We start from the raw sequence: 22425 nt of genomic DNA on the forward strand, positions 1-22425 counted from the left end.
CGGCGCTCTCCCGTCCAAAACGACAAACCCCGCCGGATCGCTCCGGCGGGGTTCGCGCTGCCAGGGAGGCTGGAAGCTCAGTTCTTCGCGAAGCGGACCTTCACCGACCGGCGCGACGCGCGGAGCATGCCGCCCATCATGCCGAACCCGGCGATCATCAGGCCCCAGCTAGCCGGCTCCGGTACTGCCGACAGCGCGGTTGCCGAGAAGCTGGTCAGGCCATCGCCCTGCGTGGTCAGCGTCAGCAGGGCCGCCGTGTTGTCATAGCCGGCGATGCGGAAGGTGCCCGATGCGATCAGCTTGAGGCTGCCGCCGGCGCTGTCCGTCGAATAGGTGACCGACTTGATCGAGTTCAAATCGAAGAAGATCGACGACCCGATGTCGAAGAACGACATCACCGGGCCACCCGTGAAGGTGGGCAGGTCCTTGATCGTGCCGCACGGCCCGATGCAGGTGATGCCGGTGAACACACCGGTGGTGCCGAGAGCGGCGAAGATGGTGCCCGGTGCCCCGCCATCGCCCATGGACGTGCCCGGCATGCCGAAGTTGTAGAAGTCGAGACCGGTTGCGGCGCCCATGTTGGGGGCTCCGACCGGGCGGACGAATCCGTTGAAGCTGATTTGGCCGAGAATCTGCGCGGCCTGTGCCGGCACAGCTGCGCATAGTAAGGCTGCCGCAGCAGCAAGCTTTGTTTGAATACGCATTGGCGCACCCTTTCCCTTGTTAACGGCGATATGAGCGACTCGGCTCTCCGGCCGTTAACCCGACGTTAAGTTCGTGAAAGAGAACAACAATAACGTTCTCACCTGTGAAGATGCGAAGGTTTGCATTGTGCGATGCGACGAAATTGCCGTCGGGACAGGGGGATTCTCCGGGCTTTTCCGTATGCCGCACGTGCAAACGACCGCTCGCTAACGCCTGCGTGGCCGGTGAAAGCACTGCGATACTGCCAGCGTGAAAACGGAGGCGAAACGTTGCTGCAGGTGCGGATGATTTTCCGATTCGTCGCGCCGATCAAACGCGCCTGTATTCTTTCGGGACAGGTTCGTTGAAAAGGAGGCGATTAGAGACGCTTCCCCTGTCGGCCGGCCAGTTCGACGACATATTGCCAGGCGACCCGCCCGGAACGGCTGCCACGCCGCGTCGCCCATTGGATCGCGTCCTCCGGTTCGAAGGCCAGGCCATGTGCCTCCGCATAGCCGCGGACGATTGCGACATAGGTGTCTTGGTCGACGACGTGGAAGCCGAGTGAGAGGCCGAAGCGATCGGCAAGCGCAAGATCGTCGTCGATTGAATCACGCGGGTTGATCGCGCTGGACTGGGCCTCCAGGTCGCGCGGCAGCAGGTGGCGGCGGTTGGAGGTGACCAGCAGCCGGCAGTGCGCGGGCCGCGCCTCCGCGCCGCCTTCGAGCAGCGAGCGCAGCGCGCGCGCATCGGCCGCGGCGTCGAAGCCGAGATCGTCAAGGAAGATCGCGAAGGGCCGATCGGTAGTGGCGAGCAGCGCGAACAGGTCGGGCAGCGTTTCCAGATGCGTCGTCGCTGCCTCGACCAGCGCGAGCCGGCCGCCCTGCGCCTGCACCGCAGCAACCGCGCCCTTGACCAGCGCCGACTTGCCGGTGCCGCGCGCGCCCCACAGCAAGACGTCCTGCGCGGCATGGCCGGCGGCGAGCCGCTCCAGATTGGCGAGCAAGGCGGTCCGCTGCTTCTCCACGCCCTGCAGCAGTGCGAGCGGCGTGGGGGCGAAGGCGCGCGCCGGCACGATGTCGCGCCCGCGCCACACATAGGCCGGGTGCGCCTCCAGATCGGCGGGCGGGGCGGGGGGTGGTGCCAGCCGTTCGAGCGCCTCGGCGATGCGGATCAGCGGATCGGTCATGGCGAGGGCTATAGCGCAACGCTGCGCGGGTGCGAGGGGGCTCTTCTCGCTACTCCCCCTCCCGCCTGCGAGAGAGGAATAGCAAGAGCGCCCTTGTCCCCGCTCAGTGGTTCCCCATCTGTTCGCATGCCGGGCACGCGCCCGGCCGCTCTTTTACCCTGCCGTCCATCTTCACGCGCGTTTATCTGTCACATGCGCGAATTTCGGTAGTTTCCGTCGACGGTCATGCCCCCGTCGTTTCCTTGTCCCGCCAGAAGTCCTGGACGATTTCCCAGCCTTCCTCGGCGGTTTCGCAGAAGCGGAACAGGTTCAGGTCACGCGGCGAGATCACGCCTTCGTCGCACAGTGCCTCGAAATTGACGACGCGGTTCCAGAACTCCTTGCCGTAGAACAGCACCGGAATCGGGTCGACCTTGCCGGTCTGGATCAGCGTCAGCAGCTCGAAGCTCTCGTCGAAGGTGCCGAAGCCGCCCGGGAACACCGCCACGGCGCGCGCGTGCAGCAGGAAGTGCATCTTGCGCAGCGCGAAATAGTGGAACTGCATGCTCAGGCCGGGCGTCACATACGGGTTCGGCGCCTGCTCGTGCGGCAGCACGATGTTGAGGCCGATCGTCTCCGCGCCCACGTCGCGCGCGCCGCGGTTTGCCGCTTCCATGATCGAGGGGCCGCCGCCCGAGGTGACGACGAAGTGGCGCTTGCCTGTCGTGTCGACCGGGAAGTTGCTGGCCAGCCGGCCCAGCTCGCGCGCCACGTCATAATATTTGGACTTGGCGACCAGGCTCTCGGCAATGCGCTTCTGCTGCTCGGTCTCGGCGAGCGCGAGCACCGCCTCGGCCTTGGCCGGCTCGGGGATGCGCGCCGAGCCGTAGATGACGAAGGTCGAGGCGATGTTCGCCTCGTCGAGCAGCAGCTGCGGCTTGAGCAGTTCCAGCTGGAAGCGGATCGGCCGCAAGTCCTCGCGCAGCAGGAAGTCCATGTCCTGGAAGGCGAGCCGGTAGGCGGGATGCTCGGTCTGGGGGGTGCCGGTGGCGGTGTTGGCGGCTTCGGCTTCCTGCTGGGCAGGGCGGAAGACGCGCGACGGGACTCTCGTATCGCTCATTGGCCGCGGATTAGGCGCATCCGCCCCGCTTGGAAAGCCTCAGGCGCAGAAGGGGCCGCGCCCCATATCGAGATGGAAATGGTCGCGGTGGACGTAATTATAGTTGGGGCTCAATACGGTAGCGAAACGTCTGCAGGCGGACGCGTGGACCGTCTCGAGAAATTTTCGGATAGCAGGATCCTGGTTCTGCCAGTCCTTGAGGATGGTGATCCGCCGTCCGTCGCGAAGCACGAAGCCCGAGACGTCGACCGCATTGGCGCGGCCATGTTCGGAAAGCTTGGGCGAGGCCTGCGCGCTGCCGACGATCGCACGGCAGACATAGGTGCCGAACGTGTCGACCCGCACCAGGTCGCTGCCCAGGATCTGGCGCGCCGCCGGCGCCACGGCGTACTGCACCCAGCCGGTGAAGGCGCGCGCGAGCGGGCAGCGCATGCCCTTGATGCCGCCCACCGGCACCCCGATGTCGATCAGCTGCACCGCGCCCTCGACGATGCAGCCGCCGCCATAGTCGCGATCGGGCAAGGCGCCGAACCGCACGCCGGCGCGGGACAGGTCTGTGAAGCATTGCTGCGTATCGCGCGGCGTCGGCCGGTTGAGCGTGATCGGCGGGCTGCCACGCGGGCGGGTTGGGGTAGGGGCGGGGGCCGGTCGCTTGTCACCGCCGCCGCCGCCGAAAATGCAGGCCGAAAGCAGCAGGGGCAGGGTCAGCACCGCCAGCGGGAACACACGCGAGAACGCCATGGGCGTGGACCCTAGTCGAGTTCGGCGACGGCGCGAACCACGGTTCGTCGCATCGGCGACTCGCCCCGTCAGCGCGTCGCTTCGATGAAGCGGTCGCCGAGCTCGGCGGGGACGCGGAGCAGCCGGCCGGTGGCGCGGTCCAGCAGCGCCCAGGTGGTCACCGCCTCGACGCGGACCTTGCCGTCGCCGCCCAGAAAGCGGACATGGCGGTTGAAGCGGGCGCCGCGCGGCGGCTCGGGCACCCAGGTCTCGCCGGTCACCGTCTCGCCGACGCGGACATTGCCGCGATAGTCGATCTCGTGCCGGGTGATCACCCACACATAGGCGGCTTGGTCCTCGGGCGTAGCGAGACTGTCCCAGTGCGCGACCGCGATGTCCTGGATCCACGCCACCCAGACGGCATTGTTGACGTGCCCCAGCACGTCGATGTCGGCAGGCGTCGCGGTGATCGGGCGGGAGAAGCGGCGCATCACGAATCCTCAAGCGGTAACCACGAAGGGTAGCGCGCCGTTCATCCAAAGGGGAGCACGGTCCGCGCCATGCTGCCGCGCCGCCCTTCTGCCCTCTTCCGCAGCCGCTGGGCGGCATTGCTCTGGGCGGCGGGGGTATTGTGGACCGCGGTCAGCGTCGCGGGCGTCGGCAAGGCGCCGACTCACGCGGTGCCGGCGGAGAACGCCACCGATGCGACGGGGCAGCCGATCGACAACGAGGATCTGGCACTGCTCCGCAACGTCATCGGCGGCTGATTACTGGGCAGGCTTGCCCGGATCGTCTTGGAACTTGATCGCGCGGATGTGCCATGCCTTTTGCTCGGCCGTCGCCCCGTTGACGTCGCCGGCCCGATGGAGCGTGGCCTCGCCGAGCTGGTAGAAAGGCTTGCCCGTCGCCTTGATGCGCGCATAAACCTGCACCGGGACAGTAACATAGCGCTGGCCCGCGCCCGCCTCGATCTGCCCCGGCGCGCCGATATTGGCGTGATATTCCGAATAGGGCGAAAAGCGTGCCGCGAACGCCTTGGCGTCCCCACCCGAGGCCTTGCCGCCGTCGCTCCACAATGCCCAGGCCTGGTCGTACCGGCCGCTTTCGATCAGCGCATAATAGGTCTGCACGACATTGGCGGCGCCCTGCGCGCTCTCGGGCGTGAACTTGGCCTCGCTTACCGGGGTGCGGTCGTCGGGCAGGCCGCCGGGCTGGCCGGGGGCGGGCGGGTTGAGCGGTTCGAGCTGCTCGTTGCCGGGGGCAAGTTCGGTCGCGGCCGGCGCGGTCTGGTTGATCTCGGCAGTGCTCGCAGTGTTGGTCGTGTTGTCCGCTGCCGGGGGCAGCCCCGACGAACAGGCGGCGAGCGAGCAGGCGGCAAGCAGGGCAGGGGTCAGGCGCATCCGGGTCTCTTCCAAAACAGTAACATGCGAACGAGTCACCGGATGCGCCAGTTCCTCAATCGGCCAGCGGCTGGTTTCCGACAAAGCCGAGCTTCACGATGTTGGCACGCTTGATGGTGGCGAGGACCGCGTCGAAGCGGTCGTACCGCACTTCGGGATCGGTCTGCAGCTGCAGCACCGCTGCATCTGTGCGCAGAGCAGCCAGCTTGGCCGGCAGCGCGAGGTCGGCAAGGCGATTGCCGTCCCAGAACAGCGCGCCGGCCTTGTCGATTGCCAGCCGGTGCGTCGCGGCGTCGGTGGCGGTGGGGCCGCCCTGCGGCAGATCGATCGGTACCTTGTGGGTGGCCATCGGCATGCCGAGGATCATCACGATCAGCAGCACCAGCATCACGTCGATGAACGGCGTCACATTGATCGCGCCGATCGGCTGGGGCTCGGCGGTGGACACGAATTTCGGCATGACCTCTCCTCCTTCACTGCAATGGTATAACGTACCATTTCACAGCTGGGAGGCCTGCGCAAGAGGCGGCCAGAGGGCGCGCAGTACCGGCTGCGCGCCCTCTGGCAAAGATCAAGGCCGCAGCGCGACGTCGTCCGGATCGTCGAGCTCTTCCTCGAGATCGTCTTCGTCCAGATCCTCGTCGTCGAAGTCGTCCTGGATGTCGTCCTCGTCCAGATCATCCTCATCTTCGTCGGCGTCGTCGTCTTCCTCGCCGATTTCGTCGTCGGACATCGACAGCTCGTCGAGATCGTCGTCGTCATCCTCGCTGCCGCCCAGATCGGGGTTGATGTCGGTCAGCAGCGCGCCGTCGTCGGGACCATCGCCCGTCACCTCGAGAATTTCGGCGCGCTGGCTCTCGTCATAGCCTTCCGCGTCATAGCCGTCGTCGCCGGGACCCTGAATGCCGCTCATCGCCAAACCTCATTGCTGGCCCGGCGGGGATCGCCGGGGTCGAATGCGCAACGGTGCTGGCCCCGGCTGCGTTCCGACTCAGCTCGGGCGGAACATCCGTCCGCGTTCCGTCACCGCTACTACCACGAGCGAGAGCGCACCCATCAGCAGAAAACCACTATACAGCGGGATGGTGGTGCCATCGAAGGCTTGGCCGATCGCCGCGCCGATCAGCGCGCCGGCCAGTGTCGTGACGAAGCCCTGCAGGCTGGAGGCGGTGCCGGCGATCGCGCCCATCCGCTCCATCGCCATCGCGGAGAAGTTGGAGGTGGCAAGGCCGAAACACGCCATCATCAGCGCCTGCAATACCGCGAAGCTCCACAGCGTTTCCCAGCCGAGCAGCGTGACGGCCAGATGTACGCCGGCGATGAGGGTCAACAGGCTCAGCGCGGTGTGCGAGATCACCCGCGTGCCCAGCCGCATCACGATGCGCGAGTTGAGGAACGAGCCCAGCGCCATCGTGCTCGCCACGCCGGCGAACACCACGGTCAGCAGGTCCGGACGATGGAACACGTCGGCCATGACCTGCTGCACCGACCCGATGAAGCCGAACAGCGCGCCGGAAAGTAGGCCCGTGGCGAGCGTATAGCCCACCGCCGCGCGGTCGCGGAGCATGAAGCCGTAATCGGCCACCACCCGCGCCGGATGGAGCGACTGGCGCGCATCCGCCGCCAAGGTTTCGGGCATGCGCAGCGCGAACCACAGCGTCACCAGCCCGGCAATCGCGCCGATACCCCAGAAGATCGTCCGCCACGATCCGCCGGCCGACAGGATGATCTGCCCCACCGCGGGGGCGAAGATCGGCGCGGCCATGAAGACGATGAACACCAGGCTCATCACCCGAGCCATCGCGCGCCCCGAATAGCAGTCGCGGACCAGCGCCACGGTCACGACCCGGGCGCCGGCCGCCGCGGTCCCCATCGCGACGCGGGCAACCAGCAGCAGCACGAAGCTCCCCGAGATCGCCGCAATCGCGCATGTCGCGACATAGCAGCCGAGCGCGACGAGCAGCACCGGCCGCCGTCCGAAGCGATCGGAAAGCGGGCCATAGGCCAGCTGCGCCACCGCGAACCCGATCAGGAAAGCCGTGATCACGAACTGGCGATGGTTGGCCGAATCCACTCCCAAGCTGACGCCGATCGCCGGCAGCGCGGGTAGCATCGAATCGATGCCGAGCGCGGTCAGTGCCATCAGCGCCGCGGCAAGCGGTACGAACTCGCCGAAGCGCAACGGCGCCTGGCCGGCGGAAGCGGTGCGGGGGTGCGGGGCGTCCATGGCCCGGCCATGGCCCAAGCCTTCCCCCACGTCACCCTTTTTCCGGTTGACGCGGGAGGCCGTGCAACAACATTGCGATGTGGAATTGCCGCAGGAGTATCCGCATGAATCGCCGTTTCGCACCCCTGGTGCTGCCGATCGCGCTCGCCGCGTGCCATGGCAGCGCGAACATCAACTTCGACGGCAATGACAGCGACGGCAACAGCGTCATTTCCACCGACTCCAATGGCCGCATCCAGATCAAGGCGCCGGGAATCCAGGGTTCGATCACGCTGCCCAAGATGCCGCTCGACGCCAAGAATTTCGACATCGACGGGGTAACGCTCTATCCCGGATCGACGCTGAAAAACCTCAAGGTCAATGACGGCGCCGGGGACAAGGACGGCCAGGTCATCGTCGAGTTCGAGAGCCCGGCGACGCCGACGGTGGTGCGCGACTGGTTCCGCGACAACATGACCAAGCAGGGCTTCAAGGTAACGACGAAGGACGATAACCTGATCGGCACCACCGATGACGGACAGCCCTTCGCGCTCCAGCTCAGCGCAAGCGGCGAGAGCAAGGCGAAGGGACTGATGCAGGTCGGCCGCTGATTCCGAACGGGACAGAGGATGGCCCTTGGGGATGTCCCCAGGTTGTGAGGCGGGTGATGGCGGGACAAACCGCCGGTTTTAGCGTTCGGAGACTTTGATGTTGGATACCCTGGCCGAAATTCCGGTGCTGTCGCTGGCGGCGCAGGCGGGCGATTCGGAGGGCTTTGCCCAGGCGTTTGGCGGGTCGTTCCAGCGGTTCGGCTTCGCCGTGGTGTGCGATCACGGCGTGCCGCAGGACCTGATCGAACGCGCCTGGGCGCTGACCAAGGCATTCTTCGAACTGCCCGAGGACGAAAAGCGCAGGTATTTCCTCGCCGGCGGCGGTGGTGCGCGCGGCTACACGCCGTTCAAGACCGAAATCGCAAAGGGGGCGACGCATGTCGACCTCAAGGAATTCTGGCACATCGGCCGCGAACTGGCGGCCGGGCATCGCTTTGCCGAGATGATGGCGCCGAACGTCTGGCCGGTCCGGCCCGAGGGCTTCCGCGAGACCTTTGTCGAGTTGTTCGCCGCCCTCGATACTGCCGGCGACAAGCTGCTTTCGGCCGTGGCCCGCTATCTGGGCCTGGCGCCGGACTGGTTCGATACCGCGGTAAAGGACGGCAACTCGGTGCTGCGCCTGCTTCACTATCCGCCGGTCGACGCCGATGCGCCCGAGGTGCGCGCCGGCGCGCATGAGGACATCAACCTGATCACGCTGCTGCTCGGCGCCGAGGAAGCCGGGCTCGAGCTGCTCGACCGCGACGGCAAGTGGCTGGCGGTGAAGCCGCCCGAAGGCGCGATGGTGATCAACGTCGGCGACATGCTCCAGCGGCTGACCAACCATGTGCTGCCCTCGACCACCCACCGCGTGGTCAATCCGCCGGCCGAGCGGCGTGGCCATTCGCGCTATTCGATGCCGTTCTTCCTGCATCCGGCACCCGATTTCCTGATCAAGACGCTGCCCGGCTGCGTGAGCGCCGAGAACCCGAACCGCTATCCCGAGCCGATCACCGCGCATGACTATCTGCACGAGCGGCTGGTCGAGATCGGGCTGATCAAGAAATAAACAGCGCGTGGCGGTGCTTGCCTGCGACAAAATCTGTCTTTCCTTCTGGGAAGGGAAGGCGCTAGGGACGGAAGGCGGCGGTCGAGCGGAATGCTCTGCCGCCGTCTTGCTGTAGCGTTTTAAAGGGACGAGGAATGGCGGAAGCGTTGCGCGTGGCATTGGCGGGGCTCGGTACGGTGGGCGGCGGCGTGATTCGCCTGCTCGACGCCAATGCCGAGCTGATTAGCCGCCGCGCCGGCCGCCCCATCGAAGTGGTCGCCGTTTCCGCCCGCGATCGCACCAAGGATCGCGGCATCGATCTGTCGCGCTTCGACTGGGTTGACGATCCCGTCGAACTGGCGCGCCATGCTAAGGCCGATGTGGTGGTCGAGCTGGTCGGCGGGTCGGACGGCCCGGCGCTGGCACTCGCCCGCGCCGCGCTCGGCGCCAACAAGAGCTTCGTCACCGCCAACAAGGCGATGATCGCGCATCACGGCCTGGAGCTGGCGCAGGCCGCGGAAGACGCGGCGGTTGCACTGAAGTTCGAGGCGGCGGTTGCCGGTGGCGTGCCCGTGATCAAGGGGCTCCGCGAGGGCGCTGCCGCGAACGAGATTGCCCGTGTGTACGGCATCCTCAACGGCACCTGCAATTTCATCCTGTCGAAGATGGAGGCCGAGGGCCGCGACTTCGCCGAGATCCTCGCCGAGGCACAGGCGCTGGGCTATGCCGAGGCGGACCCGACCTTTGACATCGACGGCATCGACGCCGCGCACAAGCTGTCGATCCTCGCCAGCATCGCCTTCGGCACCCAGCCGGCGTTCGGCGACCTGAAGGCGAGCGGTATCCGCCACATCCTGGCGGCCGACATCGCCGAGGCGGCGACGCTCGGCTATCGGGTGCGGCTGCTCGGCATCGCCGATGCGGGATCCCACGGCCTGTTCCAGCGCGTCCATGCGCATCTCGTGCCGCTTGGGCACCCGCTGGCGCATGTCACGGGTTCGACCAACGCCGTGGTGGCGGAGGGCAATTTCGTCGGTCGCCTGCTGTTCCAGGGCGCCGGTGCGGGCGACGGCCCCACCGCGAGCGCGGTGGTCGCCGACCTGATCGATATTGCCCGCGGCGAGTTCGGCCCGCCCTATGCGATGCCCGCCGCCGCCCTCGTCTCCCAGCCCGCCGCGGACAGCGGCGAGCGGCGCGGGCGTTCCTATGTGCGCTTCACCGTGGCGGACCGGGTCGGAGTGCTGGCGGAGATTGCGGCGGCGATGCGCGATGCGGGCGTCTCGATCGAGAGCCTGATCCAACGCGGCGTCAGCCCGGACGGCAGCGCGCTGGTCGCGATCGTCACGCATGAGGCGCCGGAGCGGAGCATCGCCCAGGCCCTGGAAAAGCTGCGGGGCTCGCAGAGCCTCACCGGCGAACCGATGTGGATGCACATTCTCGACGCATGAGCCGCGGCGCGGCGGCTCAGTAGCTCAGCTTGAGCAACCGCCGCCCACTACCGGGGCAAACCGGCATGCCGGTACGGTTGCAGCTGGGGCCCTGTGCTGCGCGGACCATCTCCAATTTCCGATCGATCAGCGGCTCCTGCGCGCTGGTCAGGCGGAAGCGATTGCGCGCCTGGCGGGTGCCGCAGTCGCGTTCGATGTCGCAGGCGGTGATCAGCGGCGAAAGTTCCGCGTGCGGCCGTGCCGAGCGCTTGAGGGTCGTGCGCATCAGCCGAGGCTGCGTGACTTCCGCCGCACGTACCGCGCCGGCCATGGTGGCGCTCTGGAGCGCCAGCGCGATCAACAACATATGCCCTCCTGTCGTGTCCCGGCGCAGAAACGCGCCGATACGGCCCCGGTTGCGCATCCATGCAAACGTTGCAGCGCCATCATGGCGCCAGCTCGCGCTGCTGCATCTTCACCTTCCCGTCGAAGCCGATCGTGGCGTCAAGGCCGACCTTGCCGCATTTCACCGTGAAGGCGCCTTCGCCACACGGGGTGATGCCCCGCTGGACGGGATCTCCGATCAGCCGGTTGAGACGCGCCGCATCGGAATCCTTGCCGAGATTGGGGGCGACGAAGGAAACGCGATATCGATCGGCTTCCCGCCGCGAGCAGACGACGATTTCGCTTTGGTCTGCCGGTGTTCGGCACGGAATTTCCGCCTGCGTGCGGGCGCGATAGTCCGCCACCAGCGTGGACACGCTGTTCTGTTGGGATAGAAGCAGCAGCAGTGGCAGCAACATCGTGTCATTCCCCCACGATTCCACGCAATCATAACCCAGAACCCTTGGTAAATCACTAAAGGTCTTTGGCAAGTGGCCTGACAACGCTAGCACCGCTCGACAGGGCGGACCCTGCCCCGTATCGCGACGCACAAATCGAAAAGGGAATCCCCAACCGATGCCGAACGCAAGCCAAGTCTTAGACCGTGTCCTCGTGCTCGAAATGGTGCGCGTCACCGAAGCTGCGGCGATCTCCGCCTCCAGCCTGATCGGCCGCGGCGACGAAAAGGCCGCCGATGCAGCCGCGGTGGAGGCGATGCGCGAGGCGCTCAACCAGCTCTACATGGACGGCACCGTGGTGATCGGCGAGGGCGAGCGCGACGAGGCGCCGATGCTCTATATCGGCGAGAAGGTCGGCTCGGCGATCGGCAAGGGCCCCAAGATCGACATCGCGCTCGATCCCCTGGAAGGCACCACGATCACCGCCAAGGCCGGCCCCAATGCGCTGGCGGTGCTGGCGGTGGCGGAAGAGGGCAACCTGCTCAACGCGCCCGACGTGTACATGGACAAGATCGCGGTCGGCCCCGGCTACCCGCAGGGCGTGATCGACCTCAACAAGACCCCGACCGAGAATGTCGAGGCGATCGCCGCTGCCAAGGGCGTCAAGCCCAGCGAGATCATCGCCTGCGTGCTCGATCGCCCGCGCCACGAGAAGCTGATCGCCGAGCTGCGCGGCATCGGCTGCGGCATCATGCTGATCCCGGACGGCGACGTGGCCGGCGTGATCGCCACCACCGACCCGACGACCACGATCGACGTCTATATGGGCCAGGGCGGCGCGCCCGAGGGCGTGCTGGCGTGCGCCGCGCTGCGCTGCGTCGGCGGCCAGTTCCAAGGCCGGCTCGTCTTCCGCAACGATGATGAGCGCGCGCGGGCGGCGAAATGGGGCATCGGGGATCTCGACAAGGTCTATGCGCTCGAGGAGCTCGCCAAGGGCGACTGCATCTTCGCGGCGACCGGCGTCACCGACGGCTCGCTGCTCGCCGGCGTGAAGCGGGTGAAGGGCAAGATGACCACCGAGAGCGTGGTGATGCGCGCCAGCTCGGGCACGGTGCGCTGGGTCAAGGGCGAGCACCGCATCGACTAACCGGTGAGAGCGGCGCCGCCGGCTTGATCCCGGCGGCGTCTTGCCGCACCACGTCACCCTCGCTTTCTGGGGGATCGACGAACATGCGGCACTGGCTGGTTACGGTAGCACTTGCGGCGCTTGCCGCCCCTCTCGCGGCCGCCGCGCCGCCGCAGCTCACCCCCACCGCGACCGATGCGCCCTTCACCTTCGAAGAAGCGATGATCCCGATGCGCGACGGGGTGAAGCTCCACACCGTCATCCTGCGGCCCAAGGGGGCCACCGGCCGGCTGCCGATCCTGTTCCAGCGCAGCCCTTATGGCTCGCCAGACGCCGCGCCGGGGCGCGTGCCGAACAGCTGGGCGCCGCTGGTCCGCGACGGCTATATCTTCGTGTTCCAGGACATGCGCGGCCGCTTCAAGTCCGAGGGCGGGCCGTTCACGCTCTCCACCGAGGTGAAGACCGGCAAGGGCGCGGTCGACGAGGCGACCGACGCCTATGATTCGATCGACTGGCTGGTGAAGAATGTGAAGCCCAACAACGGCAAGGTCGGCATGTGGGGCGTCTCCTATCCCGGATTCACCGCCGCGATCGCGCTTGCAAAGCCCCACCCGGCGCTCAAGGCGACCAGCCCGCAGGCGGCCTGGATCGACTATTGGAAGAATGACGATCTCCACCGCTGGGGCGCGATGCGGCTCACCTATGCCAGCGACTGGGTGAACAGCCTCCAGGCCGACAAGACCAATGCCGGCATCGACCTGTACGATCGCTACGACACCTATGACTGGTTCCTTCACGCCGGCTCGCCCGACGACATCGAGAAGAAATACTTCAAGGGTCGGGTGCCGCGCTTCCGCGAGATGATCGAGCATCCCGACTACGACGATCATTGGAAGAAGCAGGTCTGGTCCAACGCGCTCGGCAAGACAACCGTGCCAACGCTCAATGTCGCGGGCTATTGGGACCAGGAGGATCCCTGGGGCAGCTGGAAGATCTGGGAAAAGCAGCGCGAGAATGATCCGAACAAGCTCGCGCTGATGGTCGCGGGCCCCTGGGCGCACGGCACTTGGCACACGCCGGCGAACAGCCTCGGCCGCATCCCGTTCGGCGTCGACAGCGGCACCCAGTTTGTCGAGCAGATCGAGGCGCCGTTCTTCGCCTATTGGCTGCACGGCACTGGCACCAGGCCGGACTTCGCGCTGAAGAGCTTCCAGTCGGGGTCGTGGCAGTGGAAGACCTATCAGACCTATCCGCTCGCCAACGCGCAGGCGACCAGCCTGTACCTGCACGGCGACGGCTCGCTCAGCTCCACCGCGCCCGCGGCAGGCGAGGGGTGCCGCGACTATGTGAGCGATCCCGCGCGCCCGGTGCCGTTCCGCCCCCGGCCGATGTCCGCCACCTATGCCACGCCCGACTGGCGCTGGTGGGAGGCCGAGGATCAGCGCTTCGTCGACGATCGTCCCGACGTGCTGAGCTATGTCTCCGCGCCGCTGGACAATGACCTGACCGTCACCGGGGCGGTTACCGCCAAGCTAATGGCCTCTACCAGCGGCACCGACAGCGACTTCGTCGTCAAGCTGATCGACGTGTTCCCCGAGGATGTCGAGAAGGCGCCGACCGCGCTCGGCGCCTATGCCAAGGGCCTCAACGGCTATGAGCTGCCGATCGCGATGGAGATCCGCCGCGGGCGCTATCTCAAGAGCTTCGAGCAGGCGACGCCGCTGGTGCCCGATCAGGTGACCGCCTGGGACTTCCCGCTGCGCGACCACGACCATGTGTTCAAGAAGGGCCACCGGATCATGGTGCAAGTCCAGTCGAGCTGGTTCCCGGTGATCGACCGCAACCCGCAGACCTTCGTGCCCAACATCTACAAGGCCAAGCCGGAGGATTACCGCAAGGCGACGCAGCGGGTGTGTGCGGGCTCGGCGGTAACGCTGCCGGTGGTGCGATAGGCTGCACTTAAGCCCCTCCCCTTCAGGGGGAGGGGTTGGGGTGGGGCAGGGTCTCGCAGAGACCAACGTACGTTCTGGAATCCCTCCACCCCGACCCCTCCTCCAAGGAGGAGGGGCTTAATTGTGCTTGATCAATTCTTCAGCCGGTAGCCGGTGCGGAAGATCCATACGATCAGCCCCAGGCACAGCAGCAGGAACACGCCGGTGAAGCCCAAGCTCCAGGCGATGTCGACATCGCCGTGCCCGAAGAAGCTCCAGCGGAAGCCGCTCACCAGATAGACCACCGGGTTGAACAGGCTCACCGTGTGCCAGGGCTCGGGGAGCATATCGATCGAGTAGAAGGCGCCGCCGAGGAAGGTCAGCGGGGTCACCAGCAGCGAGGGCACGATGTTGAGCTGCTCGAAGCTCTTCGCCCAGATGCCGATGATGAAGCCGAACATGCTGAACGTCACCGCGGTCAGCACCAGGAAGGCGAGCATCGCGGCGGGATGGTCCACCCGCAGCGGCACGAACAGCGCCGAGGTGGCCAGGATGATCAGTCCGATCACCACCGATTTGGTCGCGGCCGCGCCGACGAACCCCACCACCAGCTCGATCGCCGAGATCGGCGCCGAGAGCAGTTCGAACACCGTGCCGGTGAATTTGGGGAAGTAGATGCCGATCGAGGCATTGGCGATGCTCTGCATCAGCAGCGACAGCATGATCAGGCCCGGCACCAGGAAGCTGCCGTAATTCACGCCGTGGATCGCATCGATCCGGCTGCCGATCGCCCCGCCGAACACGACGAAATAGAGCGAGGTGGTGATCACCGGGGTCGCGATCGACTGCCACAGCGTGCGGATCGTGCGGGCCATCTCGAACTTGTAGATCGCCCAGATGCCGGGAAAGTTGATGCCGTTCATGCCTGTGCCCCCACCAGGTCGACGAAGATGTCCTCCAGGCTCGACTTGGACGTGTCGAGATCCTTGAAGGCGATGTTGAGGTCGTGCAGCTTGCGCAGCAGCGACGGGATGCCGGTGCGTTCGGCCTGCGCATCGAAGGTGTAGCGCAGCTTGTGCCCCTCGTCGGCGAGGCTCAGCTGCCATTCGCCGAGCTCGGCCGGGATGGCGGCGAGCGGCTCGACCAGGCTGAGATCGAGCTCGCGCTTGCCGAGCTTCTTCATCAGCGCGGTCTTTTCCTCGACCAGCAGCAGCTTGCCCTTGTTGATCACGCCCACCCGGTCGGCCATTTCCTCGGCCTCCTCGATATAGTGGGTGGTCAGGATGATCGTGGTGCCGCGGTCGCGCAGGCGGCCGATCAGCTTCCACATGTCGCGGCGCAGCTCGACATCGACGCCCGCGGTGGGCTCGTCGAGGAACAGGATGTCGGGCTCGTGGCTCAATGCCTTGGCGATCATCACCCGGCGCTTCATGCCGCCGGACAGCTCCATGATCTTGGCGTCGCGCTTGTCCCACAGCGACAGGTCCTTGAGGAGCTGATCGCAATAGGCGTTGTCGGGCGCCTTGCCGAACAGCCCGCGCGAATAGCGGGCGGCGGAGCCGACGCGCGAGAACATGTCGACCGCGATCTCCTGCGGCACCAGGCCGATCTTGGAACGCGCCGCGCGCGGCTGGCGGATCGCGTCATGCCCGTCGACCAGGATGGTGCCGGTGCTCGGCGTGACGATACCGCAGATGATCGAGATGAGCGTGGTCTTGCCCGCGCCGTTCGGCCCGAGCAGGGCGAAGATCTCGCCCTTGTGGATGTCGAGATCGACATGGTCGAGCGCGGTATGGCCCGACGCGTAGGTCTTGGAGACCTGGCGCAGCGACAGGATGGGTTGCATGGATGTGGCCCCGGCCGGAAGGAGCCCGTTAGCTAGGGTGGCGCCGGGGTGTGGGCAAGATGCCCTAGTTATTTGGTCTTACGGGCGATCGCGACGGCGTCGACCAGCGCTTGATAGTCGCGCGCGCCGTACAGTATCTGCTTGCCCACCACCCAGGCGGGCGTGCCGTTCATCGCCAGCTTCATGCCGAGCCGGTGGTTGGCGTCGATCTCCCTGGCGATCGCATCGCTGTTGGCGAGCTTCTGCGTCGCCGTCGGATCGAGGCCAGCCTTGGCGAGCGCATCGCTGATCGTTGCATTGCTGGGTCCGCCGCTGGCGAACAGCGCATCGTGGAAGGCGCGGAATTTGCCCTGCTGTGCGGCGGCCAGCGCAAAGCGCGCAGCCACGACGCTAGCCTCGCCCAGCACCGGATATTCGCGATAGACGATACGGACGCCCGGATCCTTGGCGATCAGCTCGGCCAGGCCGGGCAGGCTCGCACGGCAATAGCCGCAGGCATAATCCATGAACACGGTGACGGTGACGTCGCCGTTCGGATTGCCCGCCCAGGCGCTGGCGAAGGGCGTGGTCAGTGCCGGCAGCGCGGCGGGGACGGCGGCCTGTGCACCGTCCTGCGCTTTCTGTGTCTCTGCATTTTCCTGCTGCTGGAGCTTCTCCATCATGTCGCGGAGGATCGACGGGTTCTCGAGCAGATAGCCGTGGACGATGCGTTCGACCTGCGCCTTGTTCCCACCGATTCCAGGCAGCAGCGCCTGCAGCCCGAGCACGACGAGGCCGCCCAGCACCGCGGCGAGCAGCAGGGCGCTGCCCAGGAACAGCTTCGACTGTTTCATTATTGTCCGCCGCGTCCCTTGTTCTTCTTGTCGTCCTTCATCGCCTGGTCGGAGACCATCGCGATGTCCTGCGCGCGGATCCATTCGGGCGAACCTTGGGGCAGGCCACCCATCGCGCGCCGCGCGCTGACCGTCGCGGTGCGCGCATCGCCGATCAGGTTGGCGCGCTCGGCGGTGGCGAGCGCGGTGCGCGGCTCGTCGCCCTCACGGTCATAGACGGTGCCGAGATTGACCCAGGCGAAGGGATTGTCGCGGTCGCGGGTAAGCGAATCGCGCAGCACCTGCTCGGCCTCCTTGAGGTTCGCCTTGTCCTCGGTCGCGACCAGCGCGTGGCCGAAGGTGCTAGCGATCAGCGGCGAGTTGTTGGAGAGCTGTGTCGCCTTGCGCAGCGGCTCGAGCGAGGCTTGGGGCTGGCCCGATTCGAGCAGGATCTGGCCCTGCAACTCGAGGAAATAGGGGTCGTTGGGCGCAAGCTTGACCAGCGCCGCGGTTTCCTCGGCGGCCTGCTCGGGATAGCCCGACTGGTGATAGGCATAGGCGCGCGCATAATGCGCCGGGATCGAGTGGTCGGTCTTGGGATAGATGCGCAGCGTCTTCTTGGGATCGCTGGTATAGCCGCGCAGCTTGGCCTGGACCCGCTTGAACCGACGCTCGAGATCGGGATCGAGCGGCTTGGTCCAGTTGGGCGAACCTTCGAGATCGGCCTTCAGCGTCTGCACGCGATCCTGCGACATTGGGTGGGTCTGCGCGAAGGGATCGACTTCGGGATCGGTGCTGTAATAGCCGTAGCGGTGCATCTCTTGCGTCAGCTTGTCGAAGAAGCTGAGCATGCCCTTGCCGGTGATGCCCGCGGTATTGAGGAAGCGCACCCCTGCCGCGTCGGCGGAGGATTCCTGCACGCGGCTATAGGCGAGGTACTTGCCGATCGCGGCGCGCTGGCCGGCCATCAGGATGCCGGTGCCGGCCTCGGCCGAACCCGCCGCCATCGCGGCGGCGCCGAGCAGCAGACTGAGGATCGAGATGTTGCCATAGCCGCCGTCGCGCTGGAACACCGCGTGCCCGCCGACGATATGGCCAATTTCGTGGGCGACGACGCCCTGGACCTGGTTGGCGGTATCCGCCGCGTCGATCAGGCCCGCATTGACATAGACGATCTGTCCGCCGGCGACGAAGGCGTTGATCGACGGATCGCCGATCAGCACCACCTTGCCATTGGCGGGATTGAGGCCCGCGGCGGTGAACAGCGGCTTGGCCATGTCGGCCAGCAGCGCTTCGGTTTCGGCATCGCGGAGCACCGACTGCGCCATCGCCGGGCGCGATGCGAACGATGCGAGGCAGAGCATCGCGAGCAGCGTGGCCAGTCGGTGGATGCGCGCCATGTTCGATACTCCCCGGGGACTCGTTCGAAGGGCTGCCCTGGCAATAAGGCCCTGAACCTACACTGAAAGCCCCGGCGCGGCGCGAGCGGGCGCGCCGGGGATCTTCCTCAGGCGCCGAAGGTCCGCTGCCACCAGCCGCGGCGGGGCTGACCGTCCTCGGCCGGTGCTTCCTCGATGGCCGGTTCTTCGGCGGTCGTGGTCACGTCCTGCGCAACCGGTGCCTCAACGGCGGGTGCCTCGGGAGCCGCTTCGGCGGCGACATCCGCCTTCTTGCGGCGGGTGCGCTTGGGCTTGGCGGGGGCCTCCTCAGCGGGTGCCTCGACGGCAACCGGTGCGGCTTCCGCCTCGACGTCTGCCTTCTTGCGACGCGTGCGCTTGGGCTTGGCCGGCGCTTCCTCGGCGGGCGCCTCGACGGCGACCGGGGCGGCCTCCGCTTCGACGTCGGCCTTCTTGCGACGGGTGCGCTTCGGCTTGGCCGGCGCTTCCGGCTCAGCCTCTACCGCTGCCGGGGCAGGGGCTGCTTCGGCGACGGGCTCGGGCGCGGCGACAGGCGCGTCGGACTCGTCGGCCTCACCCACGTCGTCGGCTGCCTGCTCGGCACCCTCTTCACCGGCACCGCGACGACCGCCGCGACGGCCGCGACGACGGCGCTTGCGGTTACGCTCGCCTTCCTCGCGCTGAGCTGCGGTTTCCTCGGTCTCGGCCACTGCCTCGACTTCGGTCGGCTCGGCCTCGTCTGCCTCGATGTCGCCCTCGGCGCCTTCGGTCTCTGGCTGCTCGTCTTGGCCTTCGCCTTCCTCGCGACCACGACGGCCGCGACCGCGACGGCGGCGACGGCGCTTGCCGCGGCCTTCACCCTCACGCTCGCCACGTTCCGGGCGTTCGGTCCGCTCGCGCGGCTCGGCGGCTTCGGCTTCCGCCTCGGCTTCGAGCTCTTCTTCCTCTTCCTCGATCTCCTCGACGAAGTCCTCTTCCGGCTCCTCGAGCAGCGGCTCGATCTTGGGCGCATAGGCCGGCGGCGGGCCCGAGGCCTCCACCGTCATGCGCGCGCCTTCCAGCTCGCCGTCCGCCTCGACCTCGACCAGAACGCCGTAGCGATCCTCGATCTCGGCCAGCTCGCCGCGCTTCTTGTTGAGCACGTAGAAGGCCGCTTCCTGGCTGGCGCGCAGCAGGATCTGCGAGCCGCGGCCGCGAGCAGCCTCGTCCTCGATCATGCGCAGTGCCGACAGGCCGGCCGACGAGGCGGTACGGACCAGGCCGGTGCCTTCGCAATGCGGGCAGGTGCGGGTGGAGGCTTCGAGCACGCCGGTGCGCAGGCGCTGGCGGCTCATTTCCATCAGGCCGAAGGGCGAGATGCGGCCGACCTGGATGCGGGCGCGATCATTCTTCAGCGCCTCCTTCATCGCCTTCTCGACCTTACGGACGTTGGACGAATGATCCATGTCGATGAAGTCGATCACGACCAGGCCCGCCATGTCGCGCAGGCGGAGCTGGCGGGCGATTTCCTGGGCGGCTTCGAGGTTGGTCGCAGTCGCGGTCTGCTCGATATTGTGCTCGCGCGTCGACCGGCCCGAGTTGATGTCGATCGACACCAGCGCCTCGGTCGGGTTGATCACGAGATAGCCGCCGGACTTCAGCTGCACCACCGGGTGGTACATCGCCGACAGCTGCTCCTCGACGCCGGCGCGCTGGAACAGCGGCACCGCATCGGCATATTGCCGCACCTTGCGGGCATGGCTCGGCATCAGGAGCTTCATGAAGTCCTTGGCCTGGCGATAGCCTTCCTCGCCCTCGACGATCACCTCGTCGATGTCGCGGTTGTATATGTCGCGGATCGCCCGCTTCATCAGGTCGCTGTCGCCATAGACGAGCGCGGGCGCGGAGGAGGTGAGCGTCTTCTCGCGAATCTCGTCCCACAGCCGGGCAAGATAGTCGAAGTCGCGCTTGATCTCGGTCTTGGTGCGCTGCAGGCCGGCGGTACGGACGATGCAGCCCATCGAGGCGGGCAGCTTGAGGTCCGCCATGATGCCCTTGAGGCGCTTGCGATCGGCGGCCGAGTTGATCTTGCGCGAGATGCCGCCGCCATGCGCGGTGTTCGGCATCAGCACGCAGTAGCGGCCGGCGAGGCTGAGATAGGTGGTCAGCGCCGCACCCTTGTTGCCGCGCTCTTCCTTGACGACCTGCACCAGCAGCACCTGGCGGCGGCGGATCACGTCCTGGATCTTGTAGCGGCGGCGCAGGTTCATGCGGCGCTGGCGCAGGGCCTCGGCCTCGTCGCCATTGCCGCCACGACCGCGACGGCGGCGGCCGCCCTGCGGCGCGTCTTCGCCTTCCGAGGCTTCCTCGTCATCATGGGCGCGCTCGACCATCTCAACGCCGTCTTCATGGTCGTCGTGATCATGGTCGTGATCGTGATGATCGTCGTCATCGTCCCCATCGGCTTCGCGCAGCGCGGCTTCCTGCGCGGCATGCTCGGCCTCTTCGCGCAGCAGGGCTTCGCGATCTTCCTTGGGGATCTGGTAATAGTCGGGATGGATTTCCGAGAAGGCGAGGAAGCCGTGGCGGTTGCCGCCGTAATCCACGAAGGCCGCCTGCAGCGACGGCTCGACCCGGGTCACCTTCGCGAGATAGATATTGCCCTTGAGCTGCTTGCGCTCAGCGGACTCGAAGTCAAATTCCTCGATTCGATTCCCTTTGACGACGGCCACGCGGGTTTCTTCCCGGTGGCGTGCGTCGATCAGCATACGCATGGTCATTGATGATTCTCCGGGCGCGCCGGCACAGTTCCTCGAGGGAATGGGGCGCGAGCGCGCGATACAAGAAGCGCCCCAGACGATCGGCGAGGCCGATCCGGGTAGCGCGGGTTTCAAAAACTGCTGTTGCTGCACGGGCACGAGCGGACCAGCGGTCCCCTTGCTCCACCATCGCCACGCTGCCGGCCGCGAAGGCCTGGCGATGCGGACGGTGGGGAAATTGCCTCATGCGAACGTCAACCTGAACTGTCGCGACAAAGAAGCGTCGCGTGCCTGATCCGGCGCAGTGCCGGAAGCATATCCTACCTAGCACCGCTATGTCGTTGCGGCAACCGGCTCGGCTTTGGAAGATTTGGGTCCCCCGAGCGCCACAAAGCATTTGGGAGGATTTCGATCCCTCGGCCTAGCAAATGGTTCTTCGCATCCGGTTAACCAAGTCCTCCGGTTCGATTTGGAGGCTGGACCGGCCGCGGGCGGGCGCGGCATAGCGAGGCTGTGTCCTGGATGCTGTTCCTGATCGCCGGCTGGCTGACCGGTCTCCCCGGCTGGGTCGGGCTTGTCGAGCATATGCGGGTCGAGCAGGACGCGCTGGTCGTGCCCTTTGAGGGCGAGGCTGGCCCGCGCTTCGCCTGGCGCGCGGAGGACTATAGCGTCAGCCTCGCTATGCCCGAGCCGGTGGCGGCGAAAGGCGGCCCATTGCCCCGCGTCCAGGGCGCGTCGGGACTGCCGCTGGTGGTGCTCGATCCCGGCCACGGCGGGCGCGATCCCGGCGCGCCGGGTGTCGACGGCATCACCGAAAAGGCACTGACGCTGGCAGCCGCCCGCGCGATCCGCGACGCGCTGCTCGCCTCGGGCCGCGTCCGCGTGGCGATGACGCGCGACGATGATTCGTTCGTGCCGCTGCAGCAGCGCACCGATATCGGCCGCCGGCTGGGCGCCGCGCTGTTCCTGTCGCTCCACTGCGACAGCGCGGCCGATCCGCTCGCCTCGGGCGGGACGCTCTATACCCTTTCCGAAGTCGCGTCGGACAAGGAAGCGGCGCGGATGGCGGCGCGCGAGAATCGTGCCGATCTGCTCGCCGGCGTCGATCTGGGGAGCGAGCGCGCCGATATTGCTTCGCTGCTGATCGATCTCGCCCAGCGCCGTACCATGGGCGTGTCCGCGCGCTATGCCGATCTGCTGGCCCGCGAGGTCGCGCCGGCGATGCGGCTGCATGCGCGGCCCCGGCGGATGGCGGCGCTGATGGTGCTCAAGGCGCCCGACATGCCCTCGGTGCTGTTCGAGTTGGGCTATGTCTCCAATGCCGAGGATGCGCAGGCGCTCGGTTCGCCCGAGGCCCGCGCACGGCTCGCCGCAGCGGTGCGCCGGGCGACCGAAATCTACCTCGCCACCCGCTGACCTGGGACAGGCGC

At 66.9% G+C, this 22425-nt stretch carries 24 protein-coding genes; 8 read left to right on the forward strand and 16 right to left on the reverse strand.

Annotation, left to right across the window (positions count from 1 at the left end; all coding sequences use genetic code 11):
- Positions 1-77 precede the first annotated feature (77 nt).
- From RT655_RS16255 to RT655_RS16275, 5 genes are all read right to left on the reverse strand, one after another.
- Positions 78-578 (reverse strand): PEPxxWA-CTERM sorting domain-containing protein, encoded by a 501-nt coding sequence (locus RT655_RS16255; protein ID WP_313538692.1) that lies wholly within the window; start codon positions 576-578, stop codon positions 78-80.
- 485 nt (positions 579-1063) lie between these two features.
- Positions 1064-1873, reverse strand: coding sequence for an ATP-binding protein (locus RT655_RS16260; protein ID WP_313538694.1), 810 nt, complete (start codon positions 1871-1873; stop codon positions 1064-1066).
- Positions 1874-2096: 223 nt separating this feature from the next.
- Positions 2097-2972 carry an LOG family protein gene (locus RT655_RS16265; protein WP_313538696.1) on the reverse strand — a complete coding sequence of 292 codons (876 nt, stop codon included), beginning with the start codon at positions 2970-2972 and terminating at the stop codon, positions 2097-2099.
- A 39-nt stretch (positions 2973-3011) separates the two neighbouring features.
- Complete coding sequence (locus tag RT655_RS16270; RefSeq protein WP_313538698.1) at positions 3012-3713, reverse strand: extensin family protein; 702 nt, start codon at positions 3711-3713, stop codon at positions 3012-3014.
- 68 nt (positions 3714-3781) lie between these two features.
- A complete protein-coding gene (locus RT655_RS16275) occupies positions 3782-4183 on the reverse strand; it encodes an acyl-CoA thioesterase (RefSeq protein ID WP_313538700.1) in 402 nt (133 codons plus the stop codon).
- Between the two features lie 69 nt (positions 4184-4252).
- Here RT655_RS16275 and RT655_RS16280 point away from each other — a divergent pair, with 69 nt between their 5' ends.
- Positions 4253-4459: a hypothetical protein gene (locus RT655_RS16280; RefSeq protein WP_313538704.1), complete on the forward strand. Its 207-nt coding sequence runs from the start codon at positions 4253-4255 to the stop codon at positions 4457-4459.
- On the opposite strand, the gene RT655_RS16285 is transcribed toward RT655_RS16280, so the two are convergent.
- The 4 genes from RT655_RS16285 to RT655_RS16300 all read right to left on the reverse strand — a co-directional run bounded on the left by RT655_RS16285 (position 4460) and on the right by RT655_RS16300 (position 7319).
- Positions 4460-5092 carry a hypothetical protein gene (locus tag RT655_RS16285; RefSeq protein WP_313538707.1) on the reverse strand — a complete coding sequence of 211 codons (633 nt, stop codon included), beginning with the start codon at positions 5090-5092 and terminating at the stop codon, positions 4460-4462.
- Positions 5093-5147: 55 nt separating this feature from the next.
- Positions 5148-5552 (reverse strand): biopolymer transporter ExbD, encoded by a 405-nt coding sequence (locus tag RT655_RS16290; RefSeq protein WP_313538710.1) that lies wholly within the window; start codon positions 5550-5552, stop codon positions 5148-5150.
- A gap of 111 nt (positions 5553-5663) precedes the next feature.
- On the reverse strand, positions 5664-6005 hold the full coding sequence (locus RT655_RS16295; RefSeq protein WP_313538713.1) for a DNA primase: 342 nt from the start codon (positions 6003-6005) through the stop codon (positions 5664-5666).
- Positions 6006-6083: 78 nt separating this feature from the next.
- Entirely contained in the window at positions 6084-7319 is a 1236-nt protein-coding gene (locus RT655_RS16300) for a multidrug effflux MFS transporter (RefSeq protein WP_313538716.1), read from the reverse strand.
- Between the two features lie 104 nt (positions 7320-7423).
- On the opposite strand from RT655_RS16300, the gene RT655_RS16305 reads away from it, so the two are divergent.
- The 3 genes from RT655_RS16305 to RT655_RS16315 all read left to right on the forward strand — a co-directional run bounded on the left by RT655_RS16305 (position 7424) and on the right by RT655_RS16315 (position 10384).
- Complete coding sequence (locus tag RT655_RS16305) at positions 7424-7909, forward strand: hypothetical protein (protein WP_313538718.1); 486 nt, start codon at positions 7424-7426, stop codon at positions 7907-7909.
- A gap of 97 nt (positions 7910-8006) precedes the next feature.
- The gene (locus RT655_RS16310) at positions 8007-8957 is read left to right on the forward strand and encodes a 2-oxoglutarate and iron-dependent oxygenase domain-containing protein (RefSeq protein WP_313538721.1); all 951 of its coding nucleotides are present in this window, start codon (positions 8007-8009) and stop codon (positions 8955-8957) included.
- Between the two features lie 134 nt (positions 8958-9091).
- Complete coding sequence (locus RT655_RS16315) at positions 9092-10384, forward strand: homoserine dehydrogenase (protein ID WP_313538724.1); 1293 nt, start codon at positions 9092-9094, stop codon at positions 10382-10384.
- 16 nt (positions 10385-10400) lie between these two features.
- Here RT655_RS16315 and RT655_RS16320 read toward each other — a convergent pair whose 3' ends face one another.
- Positions 10401-10730: a hypothetical protein gene (locus RT655_RS16320; protein WP_313538727.1), complete on the reverse strand. Its 330-nt coding sequence runs from the start codon at positions 10728-10730 to the stop codon at positions 10401-10403.
- A 79-nt stretch (positions 10731-10809) separates the two neighbouring features.
- Positions 10810-11166, reverse strand: coding sequence for a hypothetical protein (locus RT655_RS16325; RefSeq protein WP_313538730.1), 357 nt, complete (start codon positions 11164-11166; stop codon positions 10810-10812).
- A gap of 157 nt (positions 11167-11323) precedes the next feature.
- Here RT655_RS16325 and glpX point away from each other — a divergent pair, with 157 nt between their 5' ends.
- Positions 11324-12292 (forward strand): class II fructose-bisphosphatase, encoded by a 969-nt coding sequence (gene glpX / locus RT655_RS16330; protein ID WP_313538732.1) that lies wholly within the window; start codon positions 11324-11326, stop codon positions 12290-12292.
- An 83-nt stretch (positions 12293-12375) separates the two neighbouring features.
- Entirely contained in the window at positions 12376-14223 is a 1848-nt protein-coding gene (locus RT655_RS16335; protein ID WP_313538734.1) for a CocE/NonD family hydrolase, read from the forward strand.
- A gap of 131 nt (positions 14224-14354) precedes the next feature.
- Here the strand turns inward: RT655_RS16335 and RT655_RS16340 are convergent, their stop codons facing one another.
- The 5 genes from RT655_RS16340 to RT655_RS16360 form a co-directional block, all read right to left on the reverse strand.
- Entirely contained in the window at positions 14355-15125 is a 771-nt protein-coding gene (locus RT655_RS16340; protein WP_121073141.1) for an ABC transporter permease, read from the reverse strand.
- Positions 15122-16048, reverse strand: coding sequence for an ABC transporter ATP-binding protein (locus RT655_RS16345; protein WP_093298408.1), 927 nt, complete (start codon positions 16046-16048; stop codon positions 15122-15124). The genes RT655_RS16340 and RT655_RS16345 overlap by 4 nt, the downstream gene beginning before the upstream one ends.
- Positions 16049-16116: 68 nt before the next feature.
- Complete coding sequence (locus tag RT655_RS16350) at positions 16117-16881, reverse strand: DsbA family protein (RefSeq protein ID WP_313538737.1); 765 nt, start codon at positions 16879-16881, stop codon at positions 16117-16119.
- Positions 16881-18260, reverse strand: coding sequence for a M48 family metalloprotease (locus tag RT655_RS16355; RefSeq protein ID WP_313538739.1), 1380 nt, complete (start codon positions 18258-18260; stop codon positions 16881-16883). The genes RT655_RS16350 and RT655_RS16355 overlap by 1 nt, the downstream gene beginning before the upstream one ends.
- Positions 18261-18367: 107 nt before the next feature.
- Positions 18368-21016 carry a ribonuclease E/G gene (locus RT655_RS16360; protein WP_313538741.1) on the reverse strand — a complete coding sequence of 883 codons (2649 nt, stop codon included), beginning with the start codon at positions 21014-21016 and terminating at the stop codon, positions 18368-18370.
- Here RT655_RS16360 and RT655_RS16365 point away from each other — a divergent pair.
- Together RT655_RS16365 and RT655_RS16370 are read left to right on the forward strand one after the other, a co-directional pair.
- Positions 21009-21290 carry a hypothetical protein gene (locus tag RT655_RS16365; RefSeq protein WP_183049287.1) on the forward strand — a complete coding sequence of 94 codons (282 nt, stop codon included), beginning with the start codon at positions 21009-21011 and terminating at the stop codon, positions 21288-21290. The two genes, RT655_RS16360 and RT655_RS16365, sit on opposite strands and share 8 nt — an antisense overlap.
- Before the next feature lie 227 nt (positions 21291-21517).
- Positions 21518-22411: an N-acetylmuramoyl-L-alanine amidase gene (locus tag RT655_RS16370; RefSeq protein WP_313539132.1), complete on the forward strand. Its 894-nt coding sequence runs from the start codon at positions 21518-21520 to the stop codon at positions 22409-22411.
- The last annotated feature ends 14 nt before the right edge of the window (positions 22412-22425 follow it).

This window comes from Sphingomonas sp., assembly GCF_032114135.1.
GTDB lineage: Bacteria > Pseudomonadota > Alphaproteobacteria > Sphingomonadales > Sphingomonadaceae > Sphingomonas.

Coding starts and splice junctions, on each gene's coding strand:
- RT655_RS16255 (WP_313538692.1), bottom strand. CDS start 578: ATGGGCGCCGCAACCGGTCTCGACTTCTACAACTTCGGCATGCCGGGC.
- RT655_RS16260 (WP_313538694.1), bottom strand. CDS start 1,873: ATGACCGATCCGCTGATCCGCATCGCCGAGGCGCTCGAACGGCTGGCA.
- RT655_RS16265 (WP_313538696.1), bottom strand. CDS start 2,972: ATGAGCGATACGAGAGTCCCGTCGCGCGTCTTCCGCCCTGCCCAGCAG.
- RT655_RS16270 (WP_313538698.1), bottom strand. CDS start 3,713: ATGGCGTTCTCGCGTGTGTTCCCGCTGGCGGTGCTGACCCTGCCCCTG.
- RT655_RS16275 (WP_313538700.1), bottom strand. CDS start 4,183: ATGCGCCGCTTCTCCCGCCCGATCACCGCGACGCCTGCCGACATCGAC.
- RT655_RS16280 (WP_313538704.1), top strand. CDS start 4,253: ATGCTGCCGCGCCGCCCTTCTGCCCTCTTCCGCAGCCGCTGGGCGGCA.
- RT655_RS16285 (WP_313538707.1), bottom strand. CDS start 5,092: ATGCGCCTGACCCCTGCCCTGCTTGCCGCCTGCTCGCTCGCCGCCTGT.
- RT655_RS16290 (WP_313538710.1), bottom strand. CDS start 5,552: ATGCCGAAATTCGTGTCCACCGCCGAGCCCCAGCCGATCGGCGCGATC.
- RT655_RS16295 (WP_313538713.1), bottom strand. CDS start 6,005: ATGAGCGGCATTCAGGGTCCCGGCGACGACGGCTATGACGCGGAAGGC.
- RT655_RS16300 (WP_313538716.1), bottom strand. CDS start 7,319: ATGGACGCCCCGCACCCCCGCACCGCTTCCGCCGGCCAGGCGCCGTTG.
- RT655_RS16305 (WP_313538718.1), top strand. CDS start 7,424: ATGAATCGCCGTTTCGCACCCCTGGTGCTGCCGATCGCGCTCGCCGCG.
- RT655_RS16310 (WP_313538721.1), top strand. CDS start 8,007: ATGTTGGATACCCTGGCCGAAATTCCGGTGCTGTCGCTGGCGGCGCAG.
- RT655_RS16315 (WP_313538724.1), top strand. CDS start 9,092: ATGGCGGAAGCGTTGCGCGTGGCATTGGCGGGGCTCGGTACGGTGGGC.
- RT655_RS16320 (WP_313538727.1), bottom strand. CDS start 10,730: ATGTTGTTGATCGCGCTGGCGCTCCAGAGCGCCACCATGGCCGGCGCG.
- RT655_RS16325 (WP_313538730.1), bottom strand. CDS start 11,166: ATGTTGCTGCCACTGCTGCTGCTTCTATCCCAACAGAACAGCGTGTCC.
- glpX (WP_313538732.1), top strand. CDS start 11,324: ATGCCGAACGCAAGCCAAGTCTTAGACCGTGTCCTCGTGCTCGAAATG.
- RT655_RS16335 (WP_313538734.1), top strand. CDS start 12,376: ATGCGGCACTGGCTGGTTACGGTAGCACTTGCGGCGCTTGCCGCCCCT.
- RT655_RS16340 (WP_121073141.1), bottom strand. CDS start 15,125: ATGAACGGCATCAACTTTCCCGGCATCTGGGCGATCTACAAGTTCGAG.
- RT655_RS16345 (WP_093298408.1), bottom strand. CDS start 16,048: ATGCAACCCATCCTGTCGCTGCGCCAGGTCTCCAAGACCTACGCGTCG.
- RT655_RS16350 (WP_313538737.1), bottom strand. CDS start 16,881: ATGAAACAGTCGAAGCTGTTCCTGGGCAGCGCCCTGCTGCTCGCCGCG.
- RT655_RS16355 (WP_313538739.1), bottom strand. CDS start 18,260: ATGGCGCGCATCCACCGACTGGCCACGCTGCTCGCGATGCTCTGCCTC.
- RT655_RS16365 (WP_183049287.1), top strand. CDS start 21,009: ATGGTCATTGATGATTCTCCGGGCGCGCCGGCACAGTTCCTCGAGGGA.
- RT655_RS16360 (WP_313538741.1), bottom strand. CDS start 21,016: ATGACCATGCGTATGCTGATCGACGCACGCCACCGGGAAGAAACCCGC.
- RT655_RS16370 (WP_313539132.1), top strand. CDS start 21,518: ATGCTGTTCCTGATCGCCGGCTGGCTGACCGGTCTCCCCGGCTGGGTC.